The organism is Methylobacillus draconifructus (assembly GCF_045984355.1).
Classification (GTDB): Bacteria; Pseudomonadota; Gammaproteobacteria; order Burkholderiales; family Methylophilaceae; genus Methylobacillus; species Methylobacillus flagellatus_A.
In genome coordinates this window covers 114,102-131,208 of record NZ_JBJQII010000002.1, presented here as the reverse complement: position 1 = coordinate 131,208, position 17,107 = coordinate 114,102, and the positions used below count along the sequence as shown (strand labels likewise).

Sequence of the window (17,107 nt, the reverse complement as noted above, 5' to 3'; positions counted from 1 at the left end):
ATGGGCCGCCTGTTCTGGAAATTCTTCTCCTTTTTCGTGCTCGCACAGATGGCCTCCATCATCGGGGTGAGCCTGTTTTTCTGGATTTCCGCGCAGCAACAGGCCAGCGAAAGGCAGGCGCGCGAATTGCTGCGCAGCGGGCCGATGGAAATGGCATTGCTGGAGGCGGCGAAGGGCGCCTTGCATTATGGCGGGGAGGCCGGGTTGTCGGATTTGTTGCGGCTATGGTCGCAGCGGCAGATGCCCCAGGTCTTCGCCGTCGATGAGGCCGGGCAGGAACTGTTGCAGCGTTCCTTGCCTTCGGGCATCGAGGAGATATTGCGTTCCGGGCGCGGGGTCGCCGTCGGGCACGATAGCCAAGGCAAGGCTATCCGCCTGTTCACCCTGGACGGGCGCCGCATGGGGCCCGGCTTCGGCGCTATGCCACTCCCGCAGGCAATGTACGGAGATCGTCCTCCTCCCGGGCCACCCGGCAGGATGGGTGGCCCGCCCGATCCGCACGGCCCGATGTTCCCCTGGACGCCGGTATTGGCAGGCCTGATTGCCAGCTTAGTGTTTGCCGCATTGCTGGCCTGGTATGTTTCCAAGCCGATCAAGGAGTTGCGCGGCGCGTTTGCACGCGTGGCCGGAGGCAACCTCAAGGACAAGGTCAGCCCGGCCATGGGCAGGCGGCGCGACGAGTTGGCAGACCTGGGGCGTGGTTTCGACCGCATGACCGAGCAGCTGCATGCCCTCATGCGGGGGCAGAAACGTCTGTTGCATTACGTCTCGCACGAAATGCGCTCCCCGTTGGCGCGCCTGCAGATGGGTATCGGCCTTGCCAAGCAGAATCCGGAACGGCTGGGGGATACCCTGGACCGCATCGAGATGGAGTCCATGCGTATGGACAAATTGCTGGGCGAAGTGCTGGAACTGTCCAGGCTCGAGTCGGGCATCATGGCGGTGAAGAAGGAAAGGATCATGCTCAGCGAGTTGCTGGAAGGCGTGGTCGAGGATGCGCGTTTCGAGGCTTCGGCCAAGCATGTGGATATCCAGAGCTGGATCGAGGCGGACGCTGAAATAGAGGCGCAGCCTGATCTGTTGTACCGCGCGCTGGAAAACGTGCTGCGCAACGCCATCAAGTACAGTCCCGACTATAGCGAGGTCAGCCTGGAGACCCAGCGAAGGGAAGGGGGCCTGGCGGTGCTGGTGTCGGATCGCGGGTCTGGCATTCCTGAAACCGAGCTCGACAATATTTTCCAGCCATTCTACCGCGCCGATAGCGCTGGCAATGTCAGCGGGCATGGCCTGGGGCTGGCCATCACCAAGCAGGTGCTGGACCTGCACGGCGGCAAGATCAGGCTGCAGAACCGTCAGGGCGGCGGCTTGGTGGTGGAAATCTCGTTGCCCGTGGCTTGAGCAATGCCTGGCGGACTATATTCTATGCTTGGGTTCGCCAACTACGCCCAGTAAAGCGATTCTGCTGCAAGCACGAGCGCAGCAAGGCAGAGCGATATCATCAGAAGGGCTTTGCCGGCGCCTTATAACAGTTCGTTGAACAGTTGGCGGTAGGCCGAGATGCCTTGGCTCAAGGGATAGCGCTCAATGATGGTGGCGCGTGCGGCGTCGCGCATGGCCTGCAGTTGGTCTGGCGCTGCAAATACCCGGTCTATGGCATCCGCGAGTTGCTCGCCGGAGAAAAAATCCACCAGCAACCCGTTCTCCTCATGGCGAATCACTTCCTCCACCGGCGCGGTGCGCGAGCCTATCACCAGGCAGCCGGCGGACATGGCTTCCAGCATCGACCACGACAGCACGAAAGGCACGGTCAGGTAGACGTGCGCCGCGGACACTTGCAGCACGCGCAGGTATTGCTGGTAGGGCAGCTTGCCGAGGAAGTGCACGCGGCCGAGATCCAGGCCCGGCACTTCCTGCAACAGCTTTGCCCGGTAGGTTTCGCCCGGCGGCAGCTTGCGGCCGTAGCTGACGTCGTTGCCTCCCACGATCAATACATGGCACTTGGGCCTGCGCCTGAGGATTTCCGGCAAGGCGCGCATGAATGTGTGGAAGCCGCGATAGGGTTCGAGATTGCGCGACACATAGGTGATCACTTCGTCCTGGCGCGTGAGCTTCAGGCCGGAGCCGAGCTGCAGCCAGGCGGTAGGGTCGGGGCGGGCGGCATCGGTGTTGATGCCTTCATGGATCAGGCGGATCTTGTCCTGATATTCCGGCGGATACAGGCTGCGCTGCCATGCCGTGGGGCTGATGCCGATGTCGGCGGCATGCAGCGAGAGCAGGTTGGTGATGTTCTTGGTGCGGATGCGCAGGAAGTCGTCCAGCGCGAGCGGGTATTCGGGGTCGAAACCGGCATCGGCGCCTTTCGTTTGGTAAAAGAACTCGAAGAACGTGACCAGCGGCACGCCGGGATAGATGTCCTTGGGGTAGATCGCCTCGCCCCAGCCCATATGGGCGACGATGATGTCGGGCCGGTAGCCCTTTTCTTTCAAATGCAATAGTGCGCGAGCGACGCTTTGGCCGCGGATCACATGCTCTTCCACGGGCGCCAGGTAGGCATGCACGCCCTGGGTGGCGGCGCGGGCCGGTTTGTATTCCATGCGCTGCACGCCCTGCATGCCGGGGGCATGGGCTTCGCACAGGCTCAGGACTTGATGTCCGCCTTCATCGACCAGGGACTGGGCAATATGGCGGAATTGCCCGGGGAAGTTTTGGTGGATGAAGAGGATGTTCAATGGTCAGTCCCCGATGAAATCGCCATCCACATAGAACCATTGCCCATGCTCGCGGACAAAGCGGCTGTTTTCATGCAGTCTTTCCGCCTTGCCGTTCACCTTGTAGCGGGCAACGAACTCGACGTTAGCTTGGTCGCCGCCGCTTGCCTCATGCCGCAAGACCTTGAGGCCGAGCCATTTCAGCGGCTGGGCGTCCGCTTCTTCCTGCAATGAGGCCGGACGAGTAGAGGGATGCCAGGTATGCAACAGGTAATCCTTCAGCCCTAATGCATAGGCCGCGTAACGCGAGCGCATGAGCGCTTCGGCATCAGGCGCGGGCTCTCCCTGGTGCCAGCGCCTGCAGCACCGCTCGTAGGCGGCGCCGCTTTCACAAGGGCAGGGAGCGGTGTGTTTCATCGGGCTCAGAAAATCTCGCGGGTTTCGAGGAATTCGATGTCGGGATAGCGCTCCTGCGCCATTTGCAGGTTGACGCGGTTGGGCGCGAGGTAGACGTACTCCTCGTTGCCGTCCAGCGCGACGTTGAAGCCGTACTTGTCGGCAATCGCCTTGAGCTCGGCATCCGGTCCGCGCAGCCAGCGCGCGGTGGCGCAATCGTAGCTCTCGAATACGACGTCCACGCCGTATTCATGTTCCAGGCGGTGCGCCACCACATCGAACTGCAACAGGCCGATGGCGCCCAGGATGAGGTCGTTGGAAAGCAACGGGCGGAACAATTGCGAAGCGCCTTCCTCGGCAAGCTGCTTGAGGCCGATCTGCAGTTGCTTCATCTTCATCGGGTTCTTGATGCGCGCGCGGCGGAAATATTCAGGCGCGAAAGACGGAATGCCGATGAACTTGAGGTTCTCGCCTTCGGTGAAGGTGTCGCCGAGCTTGACCGTGCCGTGGTTGGGGATGCCGATGATGTCGCCGGAATAGGCTTCGTCCATGGTGGTGCGGTCCTGCGCCATGAAGGTGATGGCGTTGTTTACCGACAAGGTCTTGCCGCTCGCGACCTGCTTGATCTTCATGCCGCGCTCGAAGCGGCCCGAGCAGATACGCAGGAAAGCGATGCGGTCGCGGTGCTTGGGGTCCATGTTGGCCTGAATCTTGAACACGAAGCCGGAGAACTTCTCCTCCTTGGGGTCGACGCTGCGGCTGGCGGTATTGCGCGGCAATGGGGACGGCGAGAGGTCGACGACTGCGTCGAGCAGGGACTGCACGCCGAAGTTGTTGATGGCGGAGCCGAAGAACACCGGCGTCTGCTTGCCGTCGAGATAGGCCTGTTTGTCGAAGGCGTTGGATGCGCCGCGCACCAGCTCCACATCCACGCGCAGGTCGTCGGCTTGCGAGCCGATCAGTTCGTCCAGGCGCGGGTTGTCCAGTCCCTGAATGATTTCGGCGGTGCCTTTCTCGGCATGCGGGTCGAAGAAGCTGATGGTGTCGTTGTACAAATGGTAGACGCCGCGGAAGCTCTTGCCCATGCCGATCGGCCAGGTCATCGGGGCGCATTGCATGCCCAGCGTGGACTCGATCTCGTCGAGCAGTTCGATCGGCGCGCGCGATTCGCGGTCCAGCTTGTTGATGAAGGTGAGGATGGGCGTGTCGCGCATGCGGCAGACGTTGAGCAGCTTGATGGTTTGCGCCTCCACGCCGTTGACCGAATCGATCACCATGACGGCCGAATCCACGGCGGTGAGGGTGCGGTAGGTATCCTCGGAGAAGTCGTCGTGGCCCGGGGTATCGAGCAGGTTGATCATGTGCTCGCGATAGGGGAACTGCATCACCGACGAGGTGACGGAAATCCCGCGCTGCTTTTCCAGTTCCATCCAGTCGGAAGTGGCATGGCGTGCGGCCTTGCGCCCACGCACTTCGCCTGCCACCTGGATGGCGCCGCCGAACCAGAGCAGTTTTTCGGTGAGCGTGGTTTTACCCGCATCCGGGTGGGAGATGATCGCAAAGGTGCGGCGGCGCTGGACTTCTGAGCTGAAACTGGACATATCTAAATTGGGGATTTGGGCAAAGGGCTTATTTTACCTTTTTGCGCGGCAGTTCCGTTGTTATTTATATTTCCGCATTATGATGCGGGCTTTGGTCCGCTCGTTGTAAACGGCGACGCAAAATGATAAAAACACAAGGTCGCTGCAAAGGAAACATATGCATTATCGGCATCATTATGTGAAAAGTCATATTGTTAAGTATATGGTTTTTCTATAATGCAATTGCAGTTTATAAAAACCAGGGGGCAGCGTGAGTAACAATAACAACCAAGCTCTAGAGGTTTTATCAAGATTGAGGCAAGCCATCGCCGCACTGCATCGAAACATCGACAGTGCGTTGCCGTTAGCTGGCCTTGCCCCCAGCCCGCAGGATTATATCGCCCACTTGGAACTCAACTACCGCTGGTTGGCCAGGCCGAACCCTGGAGCATTGCCGACCTGGCGGACGCCCGCGACCTGCAGCATGAACTGCTCAAGGTGTGCAATGCGCGCAATGCGGAAAACGAGCGGGTGCGCCTGCAACTCATGGCGATCCTGGGGCATGATTTGCGCGATCCTTTGAATTCCATCAGCATGGCGGCACAATTGATGGAAATGCAGTCCGGGTCCTCGCGCATGAGCGCCCGGATCAAGAATTCAAGCAGCCGCATGCAGCGCCTGGTGAGCCAGGTGTTGGACATGGCAAGGCTGCAAACGGGCCTGGGTCTTAACCTCGGGTTTATCGAGACGGATATTTCCGCATTGCTGCATGATTTGGTGGAGGAAAACCTCACAGCCTATCCGGACGTTAGGATAGAAACGGAAATTGAGGCGCAGGTCAGGGCGCAGATCGGCCCTGACCGCGTCGCAGATGATCGCCAACCTGATCAGCAATGCGCGGCATCATGGCGAATCGGGTGGCCGAGTAAGGGTGAGAATGTGGCGTTCCGAAAATACGTGCGATATCAGCGTGCATAATGCAGGCGTACTGATCGAGGCGGAATGGTGGAAGGGTTGTTCAACCCCTTCAAGCGGCAGGAGCAATCCAATATGCGCAACCGCAATGGCCTCGGGCTTGGGCTCTATATCGCCAATGAGATTGTGAAGGGGCATCGTGGTGAAATCAGCTACCGTTACCAGGATGGGGAAATTGTATTCAATGTGGAGTTACCGCTACACCAGTAGCGAAAAGGAGCAGGATTGGACAGGCAAGTGCGACAGGCATTGATTATCGAGGATTACCAGGCAGCGGCGGAAACCTTCAAGGAGCTGCTGGAAATGCTGGGTTGCGAGGCAAATTATGTCATGGCGGGTGCGGAGGCGCCGCAGGCGCTTTCCCAGCGCGATTACGATGTGGTGTTCATGGACTTGAACCTGCCTGACATTTCAGGTGTCGCGTTGGTCAAGCAGCTGAGGACCTTGGCTGCCGGCCGGATGCCGAAGTTTGTCGCCGTCAGCGGCTATGCCGAGGCCGAGCTGGGAAAGGAGGCTAGCGACTTGTTTGACTTCTACCTGGAGAAGCCGCTGGATATGAATAACTTGGAACGCATATTGCAATCCTTTTGACTAAGCCATGGATTCTCCAATGACAATACAACAGCAGGAGTGGCTGGTGGCCGGCATCAAGCATGAGATATTCATGCGGATTTTCCCGACATTGCGGCATGGCCTTGTCGGGCCGATCTCCATTGCCCGCATGAGCGCTTCCATCGTCAGGCGCCTGTTGTCGAAAGGCGAGAGCAGCAAGGCAGCGCTGGGCGAGCCGGTCGAGCGTATCGATCAGCAACTGGCCGAGGCGGTAGCCGGCATACGCGCCTTGCAGGCATGGGAGCCGGAAGCCAGCGGCCTCGCGATTCCTGCCGAGATATTGCGTCAAGGCATTGCGCTGATGACGGCGCCGTTGGCTTTGCGCGATATCAAGATGGACTATGTGCCCAGCGATATCCAGGATCTTGAAGAGGTGCGGCAGCAACCGTTTCTCTATGCATGGCTTGCCTTGCTGTGCTATTTCGAAGACCAGCTGAACGAGCCTGCGACCTTGCGCCTCGAGCAAAAGGAGCCCAGGTCCATGTGCGTCCAGATCACCCGGCCTTTTTACGACGTCAATCAGGCAAAAGGCAAGGTCAAAGCCCATGCGCGCATCATTGACAAGTTTGCGTTGGAAACTGTCGCAAATGCCGGCGGGTTTCGCCTGAAATTCGGCCAGGAGTGGGCCAGTTTCAGTTGGGCATAACAGCCTAGCAAAGCAAGGGCCGGGGCTTGAGCGGCGCATAGAAATAATCCGCGAGGCTGGCCAACATTTTTTCATCGTAGATAGTCAGCGAATTGTTGTTGATGCTGTGCAGCCCGAGCTTTTCCAGTTTGCGCAAGGTCTTGTTGGTATGGGCGAGCGATAGCCCCAGCGAGTCGGCGATTTCCTGTTGCGTCAATGGAAAGGGAATCGTTTTTCCAGGCGTGGGGTAGATGGATTTATAGCGTTTGTAGAGATGCAACAGCAGCATGGCAATTTTCTCCTGACCATTGCGCGCGCCTACGTTGACCAGGTTGTCGTCGACGATTCTCTCTTCTTGCGCGCATAGCCAGGTGATATCGTATGCCAGCGAAGGGTGATGCTCGTAAAGCGACCAGAGCCTGTTCTTGTCCAGTTCGCATAAGGTAACGGGCGTCAGGGATTGCACGCTGCTGTCGCTGTTGTCCAGCAGGTTCTGCTGCAATCCGATCAAATCTCCGGGCAACAGGAAATTGAGGATCTGGCGGTTGCCGTTCTTCAAGGCGCGGTAGCGGTAGGCCCAGCCGTCAAGCAAAGTGTAAAGCTGTGTCGAGCTGGTGCCTTCTTCCACGATCAACTTGGCGGCCGGCAAAGTGAGTTGGCGCTGCTTGAGTTGTTCGATAAAAGCGATTTCCTCAGGCCGGTGGGTTTTAAAGGCTTTTTGTTGCCGCAGGTACTCGCTCATTGTATCCATAAATATTTCCTCGTGAGAGTGGTTGTAGCCAGGAAGGCCTTTGTGCGCCCGCTTTATCAATGCCTGCTCACCCGTGTGGCAGGGACTCTATCCCCAGCCTGCGGTTGGCTGGCACCGCAATGTCGATCATCTCGGGCTTTGGCAGGTCGAGCGCGTGCATGATGGCAATGAATTCTTCACGGGATTTTCCTGCAAGCCTCGGATTGATGGCCTTTTCCTGGCCGATGGCGCTGACGCGATAGCCCTGGTAATCATGTCCCGGATAGACCAGCGTTTCGTCCTGCAAGGTGAAGAGCTTTTGAGTGATGCTGTCGTAGAGCGTGCCGGCATCGCCACCCTGGAAATCGGTCCGTCCGCAGCCGTTGATCAGCAAGGAATCCCCAGTGAATACACGGCCATCCACCAGGTAACTGACGCTGCCCGCCGTGTGACCCGGGGTCGCGAGCACGTGGATGATGTGGTGCCCCAGGCTGAGCTGGTCCCCATGCTGCAGTTGCAGGTCTGCAGGCAAGGCATTGCAACGGCTGCCAATGCCCGTGAGCGTATTGGTTTCCTGCCGCAGCAGGCCGCTGGCCGTAATATGGTCGGCATGCACGTGGGTTTCCAGGGAGTATTTCAGCACCAGGCCATATTGTTCCAGCAATGTAAGGTAGTGCTGGAACCCTGAATCCACAGGATCGATCAGCAATGCTTCCTTGCTGGATTCATCGCCGAGCAGGTAGGTATAAGTGGAGGATTCCTGGTCAAACAGTTGCCTGAATATCATTGAGGTTCCTTTCTTGATTGTTATCGGTTGATCCTCGAGGCAAATATTTCAACTCAAACTGATACTGTAGGAGACAACGGTTTGCCGGACTATGTTCCTGGCTGGCATCCGTCTCATCAGCTTTTTACGTAGCCGCACCAAAAATTTTTCCAGCGTTATGGCAGGCTGCGGAAACATATCGTAAAAGGAATGAAATGTTGTCTCAGTCCTACAAATAAGCCGCTTTCCAGATAGTTAGGTTCCTTCCGAATTCTGGATATCCCGCGTCGCATCAGATTGAATCGAAAGACCAAATAGCCGAACAGTAACGAAAAATATGTTATGGTAAAAAAGTCATCATTCATTTCACACCCGAGGTGAACCCCCATCATCAATCAGCGTTAAGGATTTTTAATGATTTTCAAGGAAAGACTTATCCATGCCGCCATATTCGATATGGACGGCACCATGTTCGATACCGAACGTCTCCGATTCACCACCATCAAGCAAGCTTCCGCCGAGCTATTCGGCGAAACCATCAGCGACGAAATCCTCATTGGATCCCTGGGCCTGAGCGCCAAGAAGGCGGAAGAGCTCGCCAAGAGCCGCTATGGCGAGGGGTATCCATATGCCGCGATCCGCAAGCGCGCGGACGAGCTGGAGCTGGCGCACGTGCGCAAGCATGGCGTGCCGGTCAAGCCGGGGCTGTATGAAATCCTCGAGCGCCTCAAGCGCAACGGCCTGTTGATGGCGGTGGCCACTTCAAGCCGCCGTGCGATTGCCGAGGAGTACCTGATCAACGCCAACGTCATGAAGTATTTCGACATCACGGTCTGCGGCGACGAGGTAAAGCAGGGCAAACCGCATCCTGAGATATTCCGCACCGCGGCCAAGGAGCTGAATTGCCTGCCCGAGCATTGCCTGATGTTCGAGGATTCGGAAAACGGCCTGCGTTCCGCCTCGGGAGCCGGCGGCCTGCCGATATTGATCAAGGATATCAAGGAGCCTCGGCCCGAGATCAAGCAGCTGGCCTACCAGGCTTACGACCGCATGCCGGATTTCCTTGCCGACCTGGTCAGGTTTACGCCCAACCTGCCCAAGCCAAAATTGACGGATGCGTTCCCGCAAACCATCAACAACATGCGTGCCGGCATCCATGGCTTCGGCGCCATGGGCGGCGGTTACCTGGCGCAGATATTCTCGCATTGGGACGGCTATACCCGGCCTTATGAAATCATCGGCGCTAGCAACAATACGACCCTGCGCAGCCTGGTCAATGCATTCGGCAAGTACGACGTGCACTACAGCAACCTGGCTTTCCGCCAGACCATAGACCGCATCCGCTTGATCGACATGGCGGACGAGGCGGCAGTGTGCGAGATGTATGCGGTTTCGGAAATCGTCGGCCTGTGCCTGCCGGAATCGGCCATCAAGCAGCAGGCGGCGATGATAGCCAAGGGGCTGATCGTACGCTACCAGAACGGGGCGGGCTCATTGACCATCCTGGTCGTACTCAACAAGCTGAGCGGGGCGGCATTTGTCCGGCGGCAAGTGAGGGAAGCCATGCTGCGCATGCTGGAGGGGCCGCAGGCAGAGCAGATCATGGAAATGGCGTACTTTACAGAAACGGTCGTCAACCGCATGGTGTCAAAAATACCGAAAGAAATTCTCTTGAAGCAGGCCAGGATTAATTTCGCTAGTTTTGAAAAGCACACCCAGCAAAAGGCATTGGTGCCTGGCGGTAGTGCAGCACCTATGCACCAGGAGTCCGTCCTTCTGGCCGAGCCGGGGCTGGGCAAGATCGTGAGCCAGTTGCGGCATGCCTCGCACCTCAACCGGGCATTGGACCAACTGGGGGTCACCCTGTTTGAAAGCGGTCCCGACATGGTGCTCTACGCCAAGAAGGGCGGCAAGATACTGGAACGCCTGCGCCAGGTGCAGACCGTGGAAAATATCGCCGAGATCCAGGCGATCAAGAACCGGCTCCTGAACGGCACGCACGCCATCATTGCCTGGTATGCCAGCCTGCTGGGCTACCAGACCATCGGGCAAGGCATGGGCGACGAGCGCGTCGTCATGCTGGTGAAACGCCTGGTGAACAACGAGATCAAGCCCGCCATGCTGCAGGAAAACCCGGCACTGGCGGAATACATCAACACTTCGTTCGTCAACAGCTTCATCGCGCGCTGCAAGGCTTCGTTCAAGGACCCGTGCCGCCGCATCGGGCGCGACCCTCTGCGCAAGCTGCAACGCAAGGAGCGCATCATGGGCAGCATCGAGCTGGCTGCGCGCCATGGCATTCCAACCCCTATGCTGGAGTTCGGCGCTGCGCTGGGCATTTTGTATTCGTTGCGCCTCATTACGCCCGAGGACAAGGAATGCCAGCGCATCAAGGCCTTGTTCGAGACGAACGCTTCCGTTGCCGATGTGCTGGCCTTCAGCGGCGACTACCACGGCAAGCCCTACCAAGGCCTGGATCCGCAACAGGATGCGGCATTGATCGAGCGTATCGCCGAGCATCTGCGGCAGTTGACCAATCCTGCCTCGGCCCACTGGCAATGGCCGCTGAGCTATAACTACGCGGAGGAGCTGGCGTCCTGATCTCCAGCCGATATCAAGGAGGCCCCGCCTCCTGTGGTATATTTGGCATTACCTTACAGGAGGAAACACAGGAAGATGACGCTTACCACCAAGACCATCAGCGACCAGTTCAGCAGTTGTCCGCAATTGACAGTCGACCAAGTGGCAGAGGCCTCTGCCGCCGGCTTCAAGACCATCATCAACAATCGCCCGGATGGCGAGGGTGGCGCCGAACAGCCCAGCAGCGAGGAAATCCGCCAGGCTGCCGAAGCCAATGGCCTCCAGTACGTGCATATTCCTGTGGTGCCCGGCCAGTTGACTTATGCCCAGGTGGACGAGCTGGCCGGACTGCTACCCAGCCTGCCGACGCCGATCCTGGGGTTTTGCAAGCTTGGGACGCGCGCGGTCAATATCTATCAGCAGGCGTTGGCCAAGCATGAGCAGCAAGAGTGAACAATAAGTAAGCTGGAACACTAAAAAAACGGCATCCCTGGATGCCGTTTCTATTTTTAATGTGACAAAGTTTCTAACCTGCTGCCTGTTTGAGTTGTTCCAGGATGGCAGGGTTGTCCAGCGTGGAAATATCCGAGGTGATTTCCTCTCCCTTGGCGAGGGAGCGCAGCAGGCGGCGCATGATCTTGCCCGAGCGGGTCTTGGGCAGGTTCTCGCCGAAACGGATTTCATCCGGCTTGGCGATCGGGCCGATTTCCTTGCCGACCCAATCGCGCAACTGTGCCGCGATGGCCTTGGCGGCATCGCCTTCAGGGCGCTCGCCCTTGAGCACCACGTAGGCTATGATCGACTCGCCCTTGATGTCGTGAGGCTTGCCTACAATCGCGGCTTCGGCGACCAGCGGATTGGCGACCAGCGCGGACTCGATTTCCATGGTGCCCAGGCGGTGGCCGGAGACGTTGAGCACGTCGTCGATGCGGCCCATGATCCAGAAATAGCCGTCCTCGTCGCGGTGAGCGGAATCGCCGGCCAGGTACAGTCCCTTAAGCTCCTCAGGGAAATAGGCTTTCCTGAAGCGTTCTGGGTTGCCCCAGATGTTGCGGATCATGGAGGGCCAGGGCTTTTTCACCACCAGCAGGCCGCCGCCGGTGCCTTCGATATGCTTGCCGTCCTCTTCGACGATATCCATGATGATGCCGGGCAGGGGGCGGGTGCAGGAGCCGGGCTTGAGATCAATGGCGCCGGGCAGCGGGGCGATCATGTGCGAGCCGGTCTCGGTCTGCCACCAGGTATCGGCGATCGGGCAGCGCTCCTTGCCGACCACCTTGTGGTACCACATCCAGGCCTCGGGATTGATCGGCTCGCCCACGGTGCCAAGCAGACGCAGGCTGGAGAGGTCGTACTTGTTCGGCAACTCGCCGCCTAGCTTGATCAGCGAGCGGATGGCAGTGGGCGCGGTGTAGAAAATGCTGACCTTGTGGCGCTCTATCATCTGCCAGAAGCGGCCCGCATCAGGATAGGTGGGTACCCCCTCGAACACCACTTGGGTACTGCCGAGCGCCAAGGGGCCGTAGGCGACATAGCTGTGGCCGGTGATCCAGCCCACGTCTGCAGTGCACCAGAAGATATCCGTGGCTTTGTGGTCGAACACCCATTTCATGCTCATGATGGCGCCGAGCAGGTAGCCCCCGGTGGAGTGCTGGACGCCCTTGGGCGTGCCAGTGGAGCCGGAAGTGTAAAGAATGAACAGCGGGTGCTCGGCATCCACCCAGGTAGGTTCGCAATAGTCGCTCTCGGATGCTTCGACTTCATGCCACCATAAGTCGCGTTGCGGGTTCCAGGCAATATCCACGCCTGTGCGCTTGTAGACGATGACTTTCTCGACGGCTTCGCAGCCGCCCAGGGCCAATGCTTCGTCAACCGCCGGCTTGAGCGCTACCGGCTTGCCGCCACGTACGCCGCCATCGGCAGTGATGACCAGCTTGGCGCCGACATCGACGATGCGTTCGTGCAGGCTCTTGGCGGAGAAGCCGCCGAATACTACGGAGTGGATGGCGCCGATACGGGCGCAGGCCTGCATGGCGACGATGGCTTCTATGCTCATCGGCAGATAGATGATGACGCGGTCGCCTTTGCCGATCCCTTGCTTTTTCAAGGCATTGGCGAAGCGGCATACGCGCTGGTGCAGCTCTTTGTAGCTAATGTTCGCGACGTCGCCATTGTCCGCTTCGAAGATCAAGGCGATCTTGTTGGCGCGTTTTTCCAGGTGGCGGTCTATACAGTTGTAGGAGGCATTGAGCTTGCCGTCGGCAAACCAGCGATAGAACGGAGCATCTGACTCGTCCAGCACGTCGTTGAACGGGGTCTGCCAGGTGATTTCCTGCCGGGCAAGATCGGCCCAGAAGCCGGTGTAATCCTGCTCAGCCGCATCGCACAAGGCCTGGTAGCCTGATAAACCCGACACGGTGGCGGCTTGGCGGAATGCTTCATGCGGCGCGAAAACGCGCGTTTCCGTCAGCACGGATTCAATGGACGACATAAATGCTCCTTCAAAACTCTATAATGAGGCGATGCTATCGGTGCCAAGGCACCCGTAACGTTAGGAAACGAATTATAACATTTCATTTACAATTTCAAGATGCGCACACTATCACAGATTTTGCAGACAGATACAGACTTATCGCAGGATGAACAATATTTGCTGCATGCCGCCAAATGCAGCCCGTTCATCGCCCGGCTGGTCAATAGCGATGCCGGGCTGATGCCGGAGCTGGATGCAACTTTGCACCAGGCATGGACAGCCGCGGAAATGCAGGTATGGCTGGATAGCCAGGACGTGGTGGACGATGCCAGTCTCAAGCGCGCATTGCGCAAGCTGCGTCAGCGCGTCATGCTGCGCCTGATCGTGCGCGACCTCAACGGCCTCGGGGGACTGGACGAAGTGATGAGGGTGGTGAGCGCATTGGCGGAGATCAGCCTGCAATTCGCCTTGTTTCACATCACGCCCTGGCTGGAAGCGCAATATGGCGAACCTGTCGGCGAGGAAAGCGGCGAGCGCCAACATTTCACTGTGGTGGGCATGGGAAAGCTGGGCGGGCACGAACTCAACGTCTCTTCGGACATCGACCTCATCTTCGCGTTTGCCGAGGATGGCGAAACCAACGGCGCCAAGTCTATCGGCAATGTCGAATTCTTCACGCGGCTGGCCAAGCGCCTGATCGCAGCGATTGACGAGATCACCGAGGATGGCTTTGTCTTCCGCGTCGACATGCGGTTGCGGCCTTATGGCTCGGAAGGGCCGCTGGCTTGCAGCTTTGCCATGCTGGAAGAGTACTACCAGAACCAAGGACGTGAATGGGAGCGTTATGCCTGGATCAAGGGCCGGGTGGTCGCGGGGCCGGACCAAGGCTTGAGCGAATTGTTGCGCCCGTTCGTATTCCGTAAGTATCTCGATTTCGGCGCGTTTTCCTCCATGCGCGATCTCAAGGTGCAGATACAGCGCGACGTCAACCGGCGCGACATGCACGACAACATCAAGCTGGGGCGCGGCGGCATCCGCGAGGTGGAATTCATCGCCCAGGTATTCCAGTTGATCCGCGGCGGCCGCGATGCCAGCCTGCAGATCAAGCCTACCTTGTCGGTGTTGCGCCTACTGGAGGAAAAAGGCCTGCTGCCTGCGAGTGCGGTAGAGGAATTGAAACAGGCCTATATTTTCCTGCGCAACCTGGAACACAGGCTGCAATACCTCGAGGACACGCAAACCCAGGATTTGCCGGTAAACGAGGAAAGCCGTCAACGCATCGCGCTGGGCATGGGTTACGAGGAGTGGAGCGCTTTCCTCAAGGTGCTCGAGCAGCACCGCAGCGTGGTGCAGCGGCATTTCGAGGAAGTGTTCAGCGACCCGGCGGAGGAGCGATCCGAGCAAGAAGTGCCGCTACAGCGCGAAGCGGCCCTGTGGCGGCGGATGGTCGAGGGCGAGGAGGCGATCGAGGCCATGGCGCAGCTCAATTACCAGGAGCCGGCCGAGACCCTGCGCAAGCTGCTCAGTCTGCACGACAGCCCGCGCTACAAGCAATTGCCTGAACTCAGCCGGCAGCGTTTCGATACCCTGATTCCGCTGGCGATCAAGGAGGCGGCGCAGGAACCCAATCCGGACCAGGCGCTGATCCGGGTCGCCGACCTGCTGGACAGCATCTGTCGCCGGGCGAGCTACCTTGCGCTGCTGGCTGAATATCCCTCGGCGCTGACGCTGGTGACGCGCATTGTCAGCGCCAGCCCCTGGCTTGCGCAGTACCTGACCCAGCACCCTATACTGCTGGACGAATTGCTCGATACGCGCAACCTCTATGCCGCGCCCGATTTTGCCGCCATGCATGCGGACCTGGAGCAGCGGGTGAGGCTGCTCTCCGGCGACGTGGAGCGGCAAATGGATGAAATGCGGCATTTCAAGCATGCCGCCGTGTTCCGCTTCGCTGCCAAGGACGTGGCGGGAGAGCTTGTGCTGGAGACGTTATCGGACTACCTGAGCGCGCTGGCTGACATCATATTGGACGTGGCCATCAAGGCCATCTGGCCCAGCCTGCGCCACCGTCACCGCGAAGATCCCCTGTTTGCCGTCATCGGCTATGGCAAGCTGGGCGGCAAGGAGCTGGGCTACGCTTCCGACCTGGATATCATCTTCCTTTACGACGATGAAGCGCCCGAGGCCGGTGAGGTGTATGCCAAGCTTGGGCAGCGCGTCAACACCTGGCTCAGCAGTATGACCCCGGCCGGTACCCTCTATGAAACCGACATGCAGTTGCGCCCTGACGGGGCAAGCGGGCTGCTGGTGAGCTCGGTGCAGGCGTTCGAAACCTACCAGCAGGAAAAGGCCTGGGTCTGGGAGCACCAGGCGCTGACGCGGGCCAGGTTTTGCGCAGGCAGCCAGGAGATCGGCGCCACCTTCGAGCGCATCCGCGAAAGCGTGTTGCGCCAGCCTCGCGACAAGCAGGCACTCGCGGCCGAAGTAGTGGCGATGCGGCAGAAGATGCACCAGGCCCATCCCAACCATGGCGAATTGTTCGACTTGAAGCATGACCGCGGCGGGATTGTGGATGTCGAGTTTATCGTGCAATACCTGGTGTTGGCGCATGCGCAGCAATATCCGGAACTGACGCGCAACTTGGGCAATATCGCATTGCTCGACATCCTGGGCGGTCTGGGCCTGGTGGATGCGGCGCTGGCGCACGAAGTGGCGCAGGCATACCGCGATTACCGGCGCCGCCAGCATGCCATCCGGCTGCAGGGAGACCAGAAGGCGCGCGTGCCGCTGGCAAAGGTGGAGCAGGAAGCGTCAGCCGTGCGGCGCTTGTGGCAACAGGTGTTTGGCGAGGAGGGCGGCTAGCGGGCTAGGTGCCTAGTTGTTTAGAGCGACTGACAAAACTCGGCTAGGCGCTCTGTCACAGACAGTACAAGCGATACGGCAACGACGGCAGGAAAGTGTTGTTAACTGCTCTTAGTCCACGCGCGCCTGGCTATGCGCGATTACCCGCATGAAGCGGGAAAGCACGTCGGGGTCGGTCTTGACGCCTTCTTCCGAAGCCAGGATGCCGATGATCTCGCGGTGCGAGCGCGCCCGATGGTAGGGCCGCGTCGTCGCCATCGCGTCATAGGCATCGGCGATGAGCATGATGCGGGAAGCGAGCGGAATATCGTCACCGGACAAGCCGTCCGGGTAGCCGCTGCCGTCGAAGCATTCGTGGTGATGGCGGATGATGTTGGCGACTTGATGCGCCTGGGGGTGCAGGGTATTGCGGAACAGGCGCTCGCCCTTCACGGGGTGCATCTTCATGATGCGCCATTCTTCGGCGGTCAACGGCCCGGGCTTGAGCAGGACGCTGTCCGGAATGCCGATCTTGCCGATGTCGTGAAACCTCGCGCCCACGGCAATCAGGTCAAGTTCTTTCTGGCTCAATCCGCATGCCACGCCAATCTCGTGCGCAAGCAGCGAGACCCGGTCGCAATGCTGGTGAGTATAGGCATCCCGCTCATCCAGGGCGATAAACAGCGCCTGTGTGGATTCCGCAAGATAAGACTCGAAAGAGGAGGGAGCGACAGCGGTTGATGCACTATGTGCCAAAACCGGTGCCCTGAGAGCTCGTTGCAGGTAGTGCTACTATCAATCTAAATCCGTTTGAAGCTAAA

16 protein-coding genes are annotated in these 17,107 nt (G+C 59.0%); 8 read left to right on the top strand and 8 right to left on the bottom strand.

Annotated elements, in window-relative coordinates; translation table 11 throughout:
- Complete coding sequence (locus ACJSDX_RS04440) at window positions 1-1,398, top strand: sensor histidine kinase (RefSeq protein ID WP_407993676.1); 1,398 nt, start codon at window positions 1-3, stop codon at window positions 1,396-1,398.
- 122 nt (window positions 1,399-1,520) lie between these two features.
- Here the strand turns inward: ACJSDX_RS04440 and ACJSDX_RS04435 are convergent, their stop codons facing one another.
- The 4 genes from ACJSDX_RS04435 to ACJSDX_RS04420 form a co-directional block, all read right to left on the bottom strand.
- Complete coding sequence (locus ACJSDX_RS04435; RefSeq protein ID WP_407993675.1) at window positions 1,521-2,729, bottom strand: glycosyltransferase family 4 protein; 1,209 nt, start codon at window positions 2,727-2,729, stop codon at window positions 1,521-1,523.
- 3 nt (window positions 2,730-2,732) lie between these two features.
- A complete protein-coding gene (locus ACJSDX_RS04430) occupies window positions 2,733-3,125 on the bottom strand; it encodes a YchJ family protein (protein ID WP_407993674.1) in 393 nt (130 codons plus the stop codon).
- A 5-nt stretch (window positions 3,126-3,130) separates the two neighbouring features.
- Complete coding sequence (locus tag ACJSDX_RS04425) at window positions 3,131-4,705, bottom strand: peptide chain release factor 3 (protein WP_407993673.1); 1,575 nt, start codon at window positions 4,703-4,705, stop codon at window positions 3,131-3,133.
- Window positions 4,706-5,101: 396 nt separating this feature from the next.
- Complete coding sequence (locus ACJSDX_RS04420; RefSeq protein ID WP_407993672.1) at window positions 5,102-5,248, bottom strand: hypothetical protein; 147 nt, start codon at window positions 5,246-5,248, stop codon at window positions 5,102-5,104.
- 3 nt (window positions 5,249-5,251) lie between these two features.
- Between ACJSDX_RS04420 and ACJSDX_RS04415 the strand changes: the two genes are divergently transcribed.
- The 4 genes from ACJSDX_RS04415 to ACJSDX_RS04400 are packed head-to-tail and all read left to right on the top strand — an operon-like array spanning window position 5,252 to window position 6,917.
- Window positions 5,252-5,662 carry a histidine kinase dimerization/phospho-acceptor domain-containing protein gene (locus ACJSDX_RS04415; protein WP_407993671.1) on the top strand — a complete coding sequence of 137 codons (411 nt, stop codon included), beginning with the start codon at window positions 5,252-5,254 and terminating at the stop codon, window positions 5,660-5,662.
- A gap of 24 nt (window positions 5,663-5,686) precedes the next feature.
- On the top strand, window positions 5,687-5,869 hold the full coding sequence (locus tag ACJSDX_RS04410) for an ATP-binding protein (RefSeq protein WP_407993670.1): 183 nt from the start codon (window positions 5,687-5,689) through the stop codon (window positions 5,867-5,869).
- A gap of 15 nt (window positions 5,870-5,884) precedes the next feature.
- Complete coding sequence (locus ACJSDX_RS04405; RefSeq protein WP_407993669.1) at window positions 5,885-6,250, top strand: response regulator; 366 nt, start codon at window positions 5,885-5,887, stop codon at window positions 6,248-6,250.
- A 19-nt stretch (window positions 6,251-6,269) separates the two neighbouring features.
- Window positions 6,270-6,917 (top strand): hypothetical protein, encoded by a 648-nt coding sequence (locus tag ACJSDX_RS04400; RefSeq protein ID WP_407993668.1) that lies wholly within the window; start codon window positions 6,270-6,272, stop codon window positions 6,915-6,917.
- Window positions 6,918-6,921: 4 nt separating this feature from the next.
- On the opposite strand, the gene ACJSDX_RS04395 is transcribed toward ACJSDX_RS04400, so the two are convergent.
- Window positions 6,922-7,647, bottom strand: coding sequence for a Crp/Fnr family transcriptional regulator (locus ACJSDX_RS04395; protein WP_309565558.1), 726 nt, complete (start codon window positions 7,645-7,647; stop codon window positions 6,922-6,924).
- Between the two features lie 67 nt (window positions 7,648-7,714).
- Window positions 7,715-8,410 carry an MBL fold metallo-hydrolase gene (locus tag ACJSDX_RS04390; RefSeq protein WP_510355931.1) on the bottom strand — a complete coding sequence of 232 codons (696 nt, stop codon included), beginning with the start codon at window positions 8,408-8,410 and terminating at the stop codon, window positions 7,715-7,717.
- A 396-nt stretch (window positions 8,411-8,806) separates the two neighbouring features.
- Here ACJSDX_RS04390 and mtlD point away from each other — a divergent pair, with 396 nt between their 5' ends.
- Together mtlD and ACJSDX_RS04380 are read left to right on the top strand one after the other, a co-directional pair.
- Complete coding sequence (gene mtlD, locus ACJSDX_RS04385) at window positions 8,807-10,993, top strand: bifunctional mannitol-1-phosphate dehydrogenase/phosphatase (protein ID WP_407993666.1); 2,187 nt, start codon at window positions 8,807-8,809, stop codon at window positions 10,991-10,993.
- Window positions 10,994-11,068: 75 nt separating this feature from the next.
- A complete protein-coding gene (locus ACJSDX_RS04380) occupies window positions 11,069-11,425 on the top strand; it encodes a protein tyrosine phosphatase family protein (RefSeq protein ID WP_407993665.1) in 357 nt (118 codons plus the stop codon).
- A 73-nt stretch (window positions 11,426-11,498) separates the two neighbouring features.
- On the opposite strand, the gene acs is transcribed toward ACJSDX_RS04380, so the two are convergent.
- Window positions 11,499-13,463: an acetate--CoA ligase gene (gene acs, locus ACJSDX_RS04375; protein WP_407993664.1), complete on the bottom strand. Its 1,965-nt coding sequence runs from the start codon at window positions 13,461-13,463 to the stop codon at window positions 11,499-11,501.
- Between the two features lie 99 nt (window positions 13,464-13,562).
- Here acs and glnE point away from each other — a divergent pair, with 99 nt between their 5' ends.
- Entirely contained in the window at window positions 13,563-16,307 is a 2,745-nt protein-coding gene (gene glnE, locus ACJSDX_RS04370) for a bifunctional [glutamate--ammonia ligase]-adenylyl-L-tyrosine phosphorylase/[glutamate--ammonia-ligase] adenylyltransferase (protein ID WP_407993663.1), read from the top strand.
- A gap of 111 nt (window positions 16,308-16,418) precedes the next feature.
- Here the strand turns inward: glnE and ACJSDX_RS04365 are convergent, their stop codons facing one another.
- Window positions 16,419-17,042, bottom strand: coding sequence for an HD-GYP domain-containing protein (locus ACJSDX_RS04365; RefSeq protein WP_407993662.1), 624 nt, complete (start codon window positions 17,040-17,042; stop codon window positions 16,419-16,421).
- Between the last annotated feature and the right edge of the window lie 65 nt (window positions 17,043-17,107).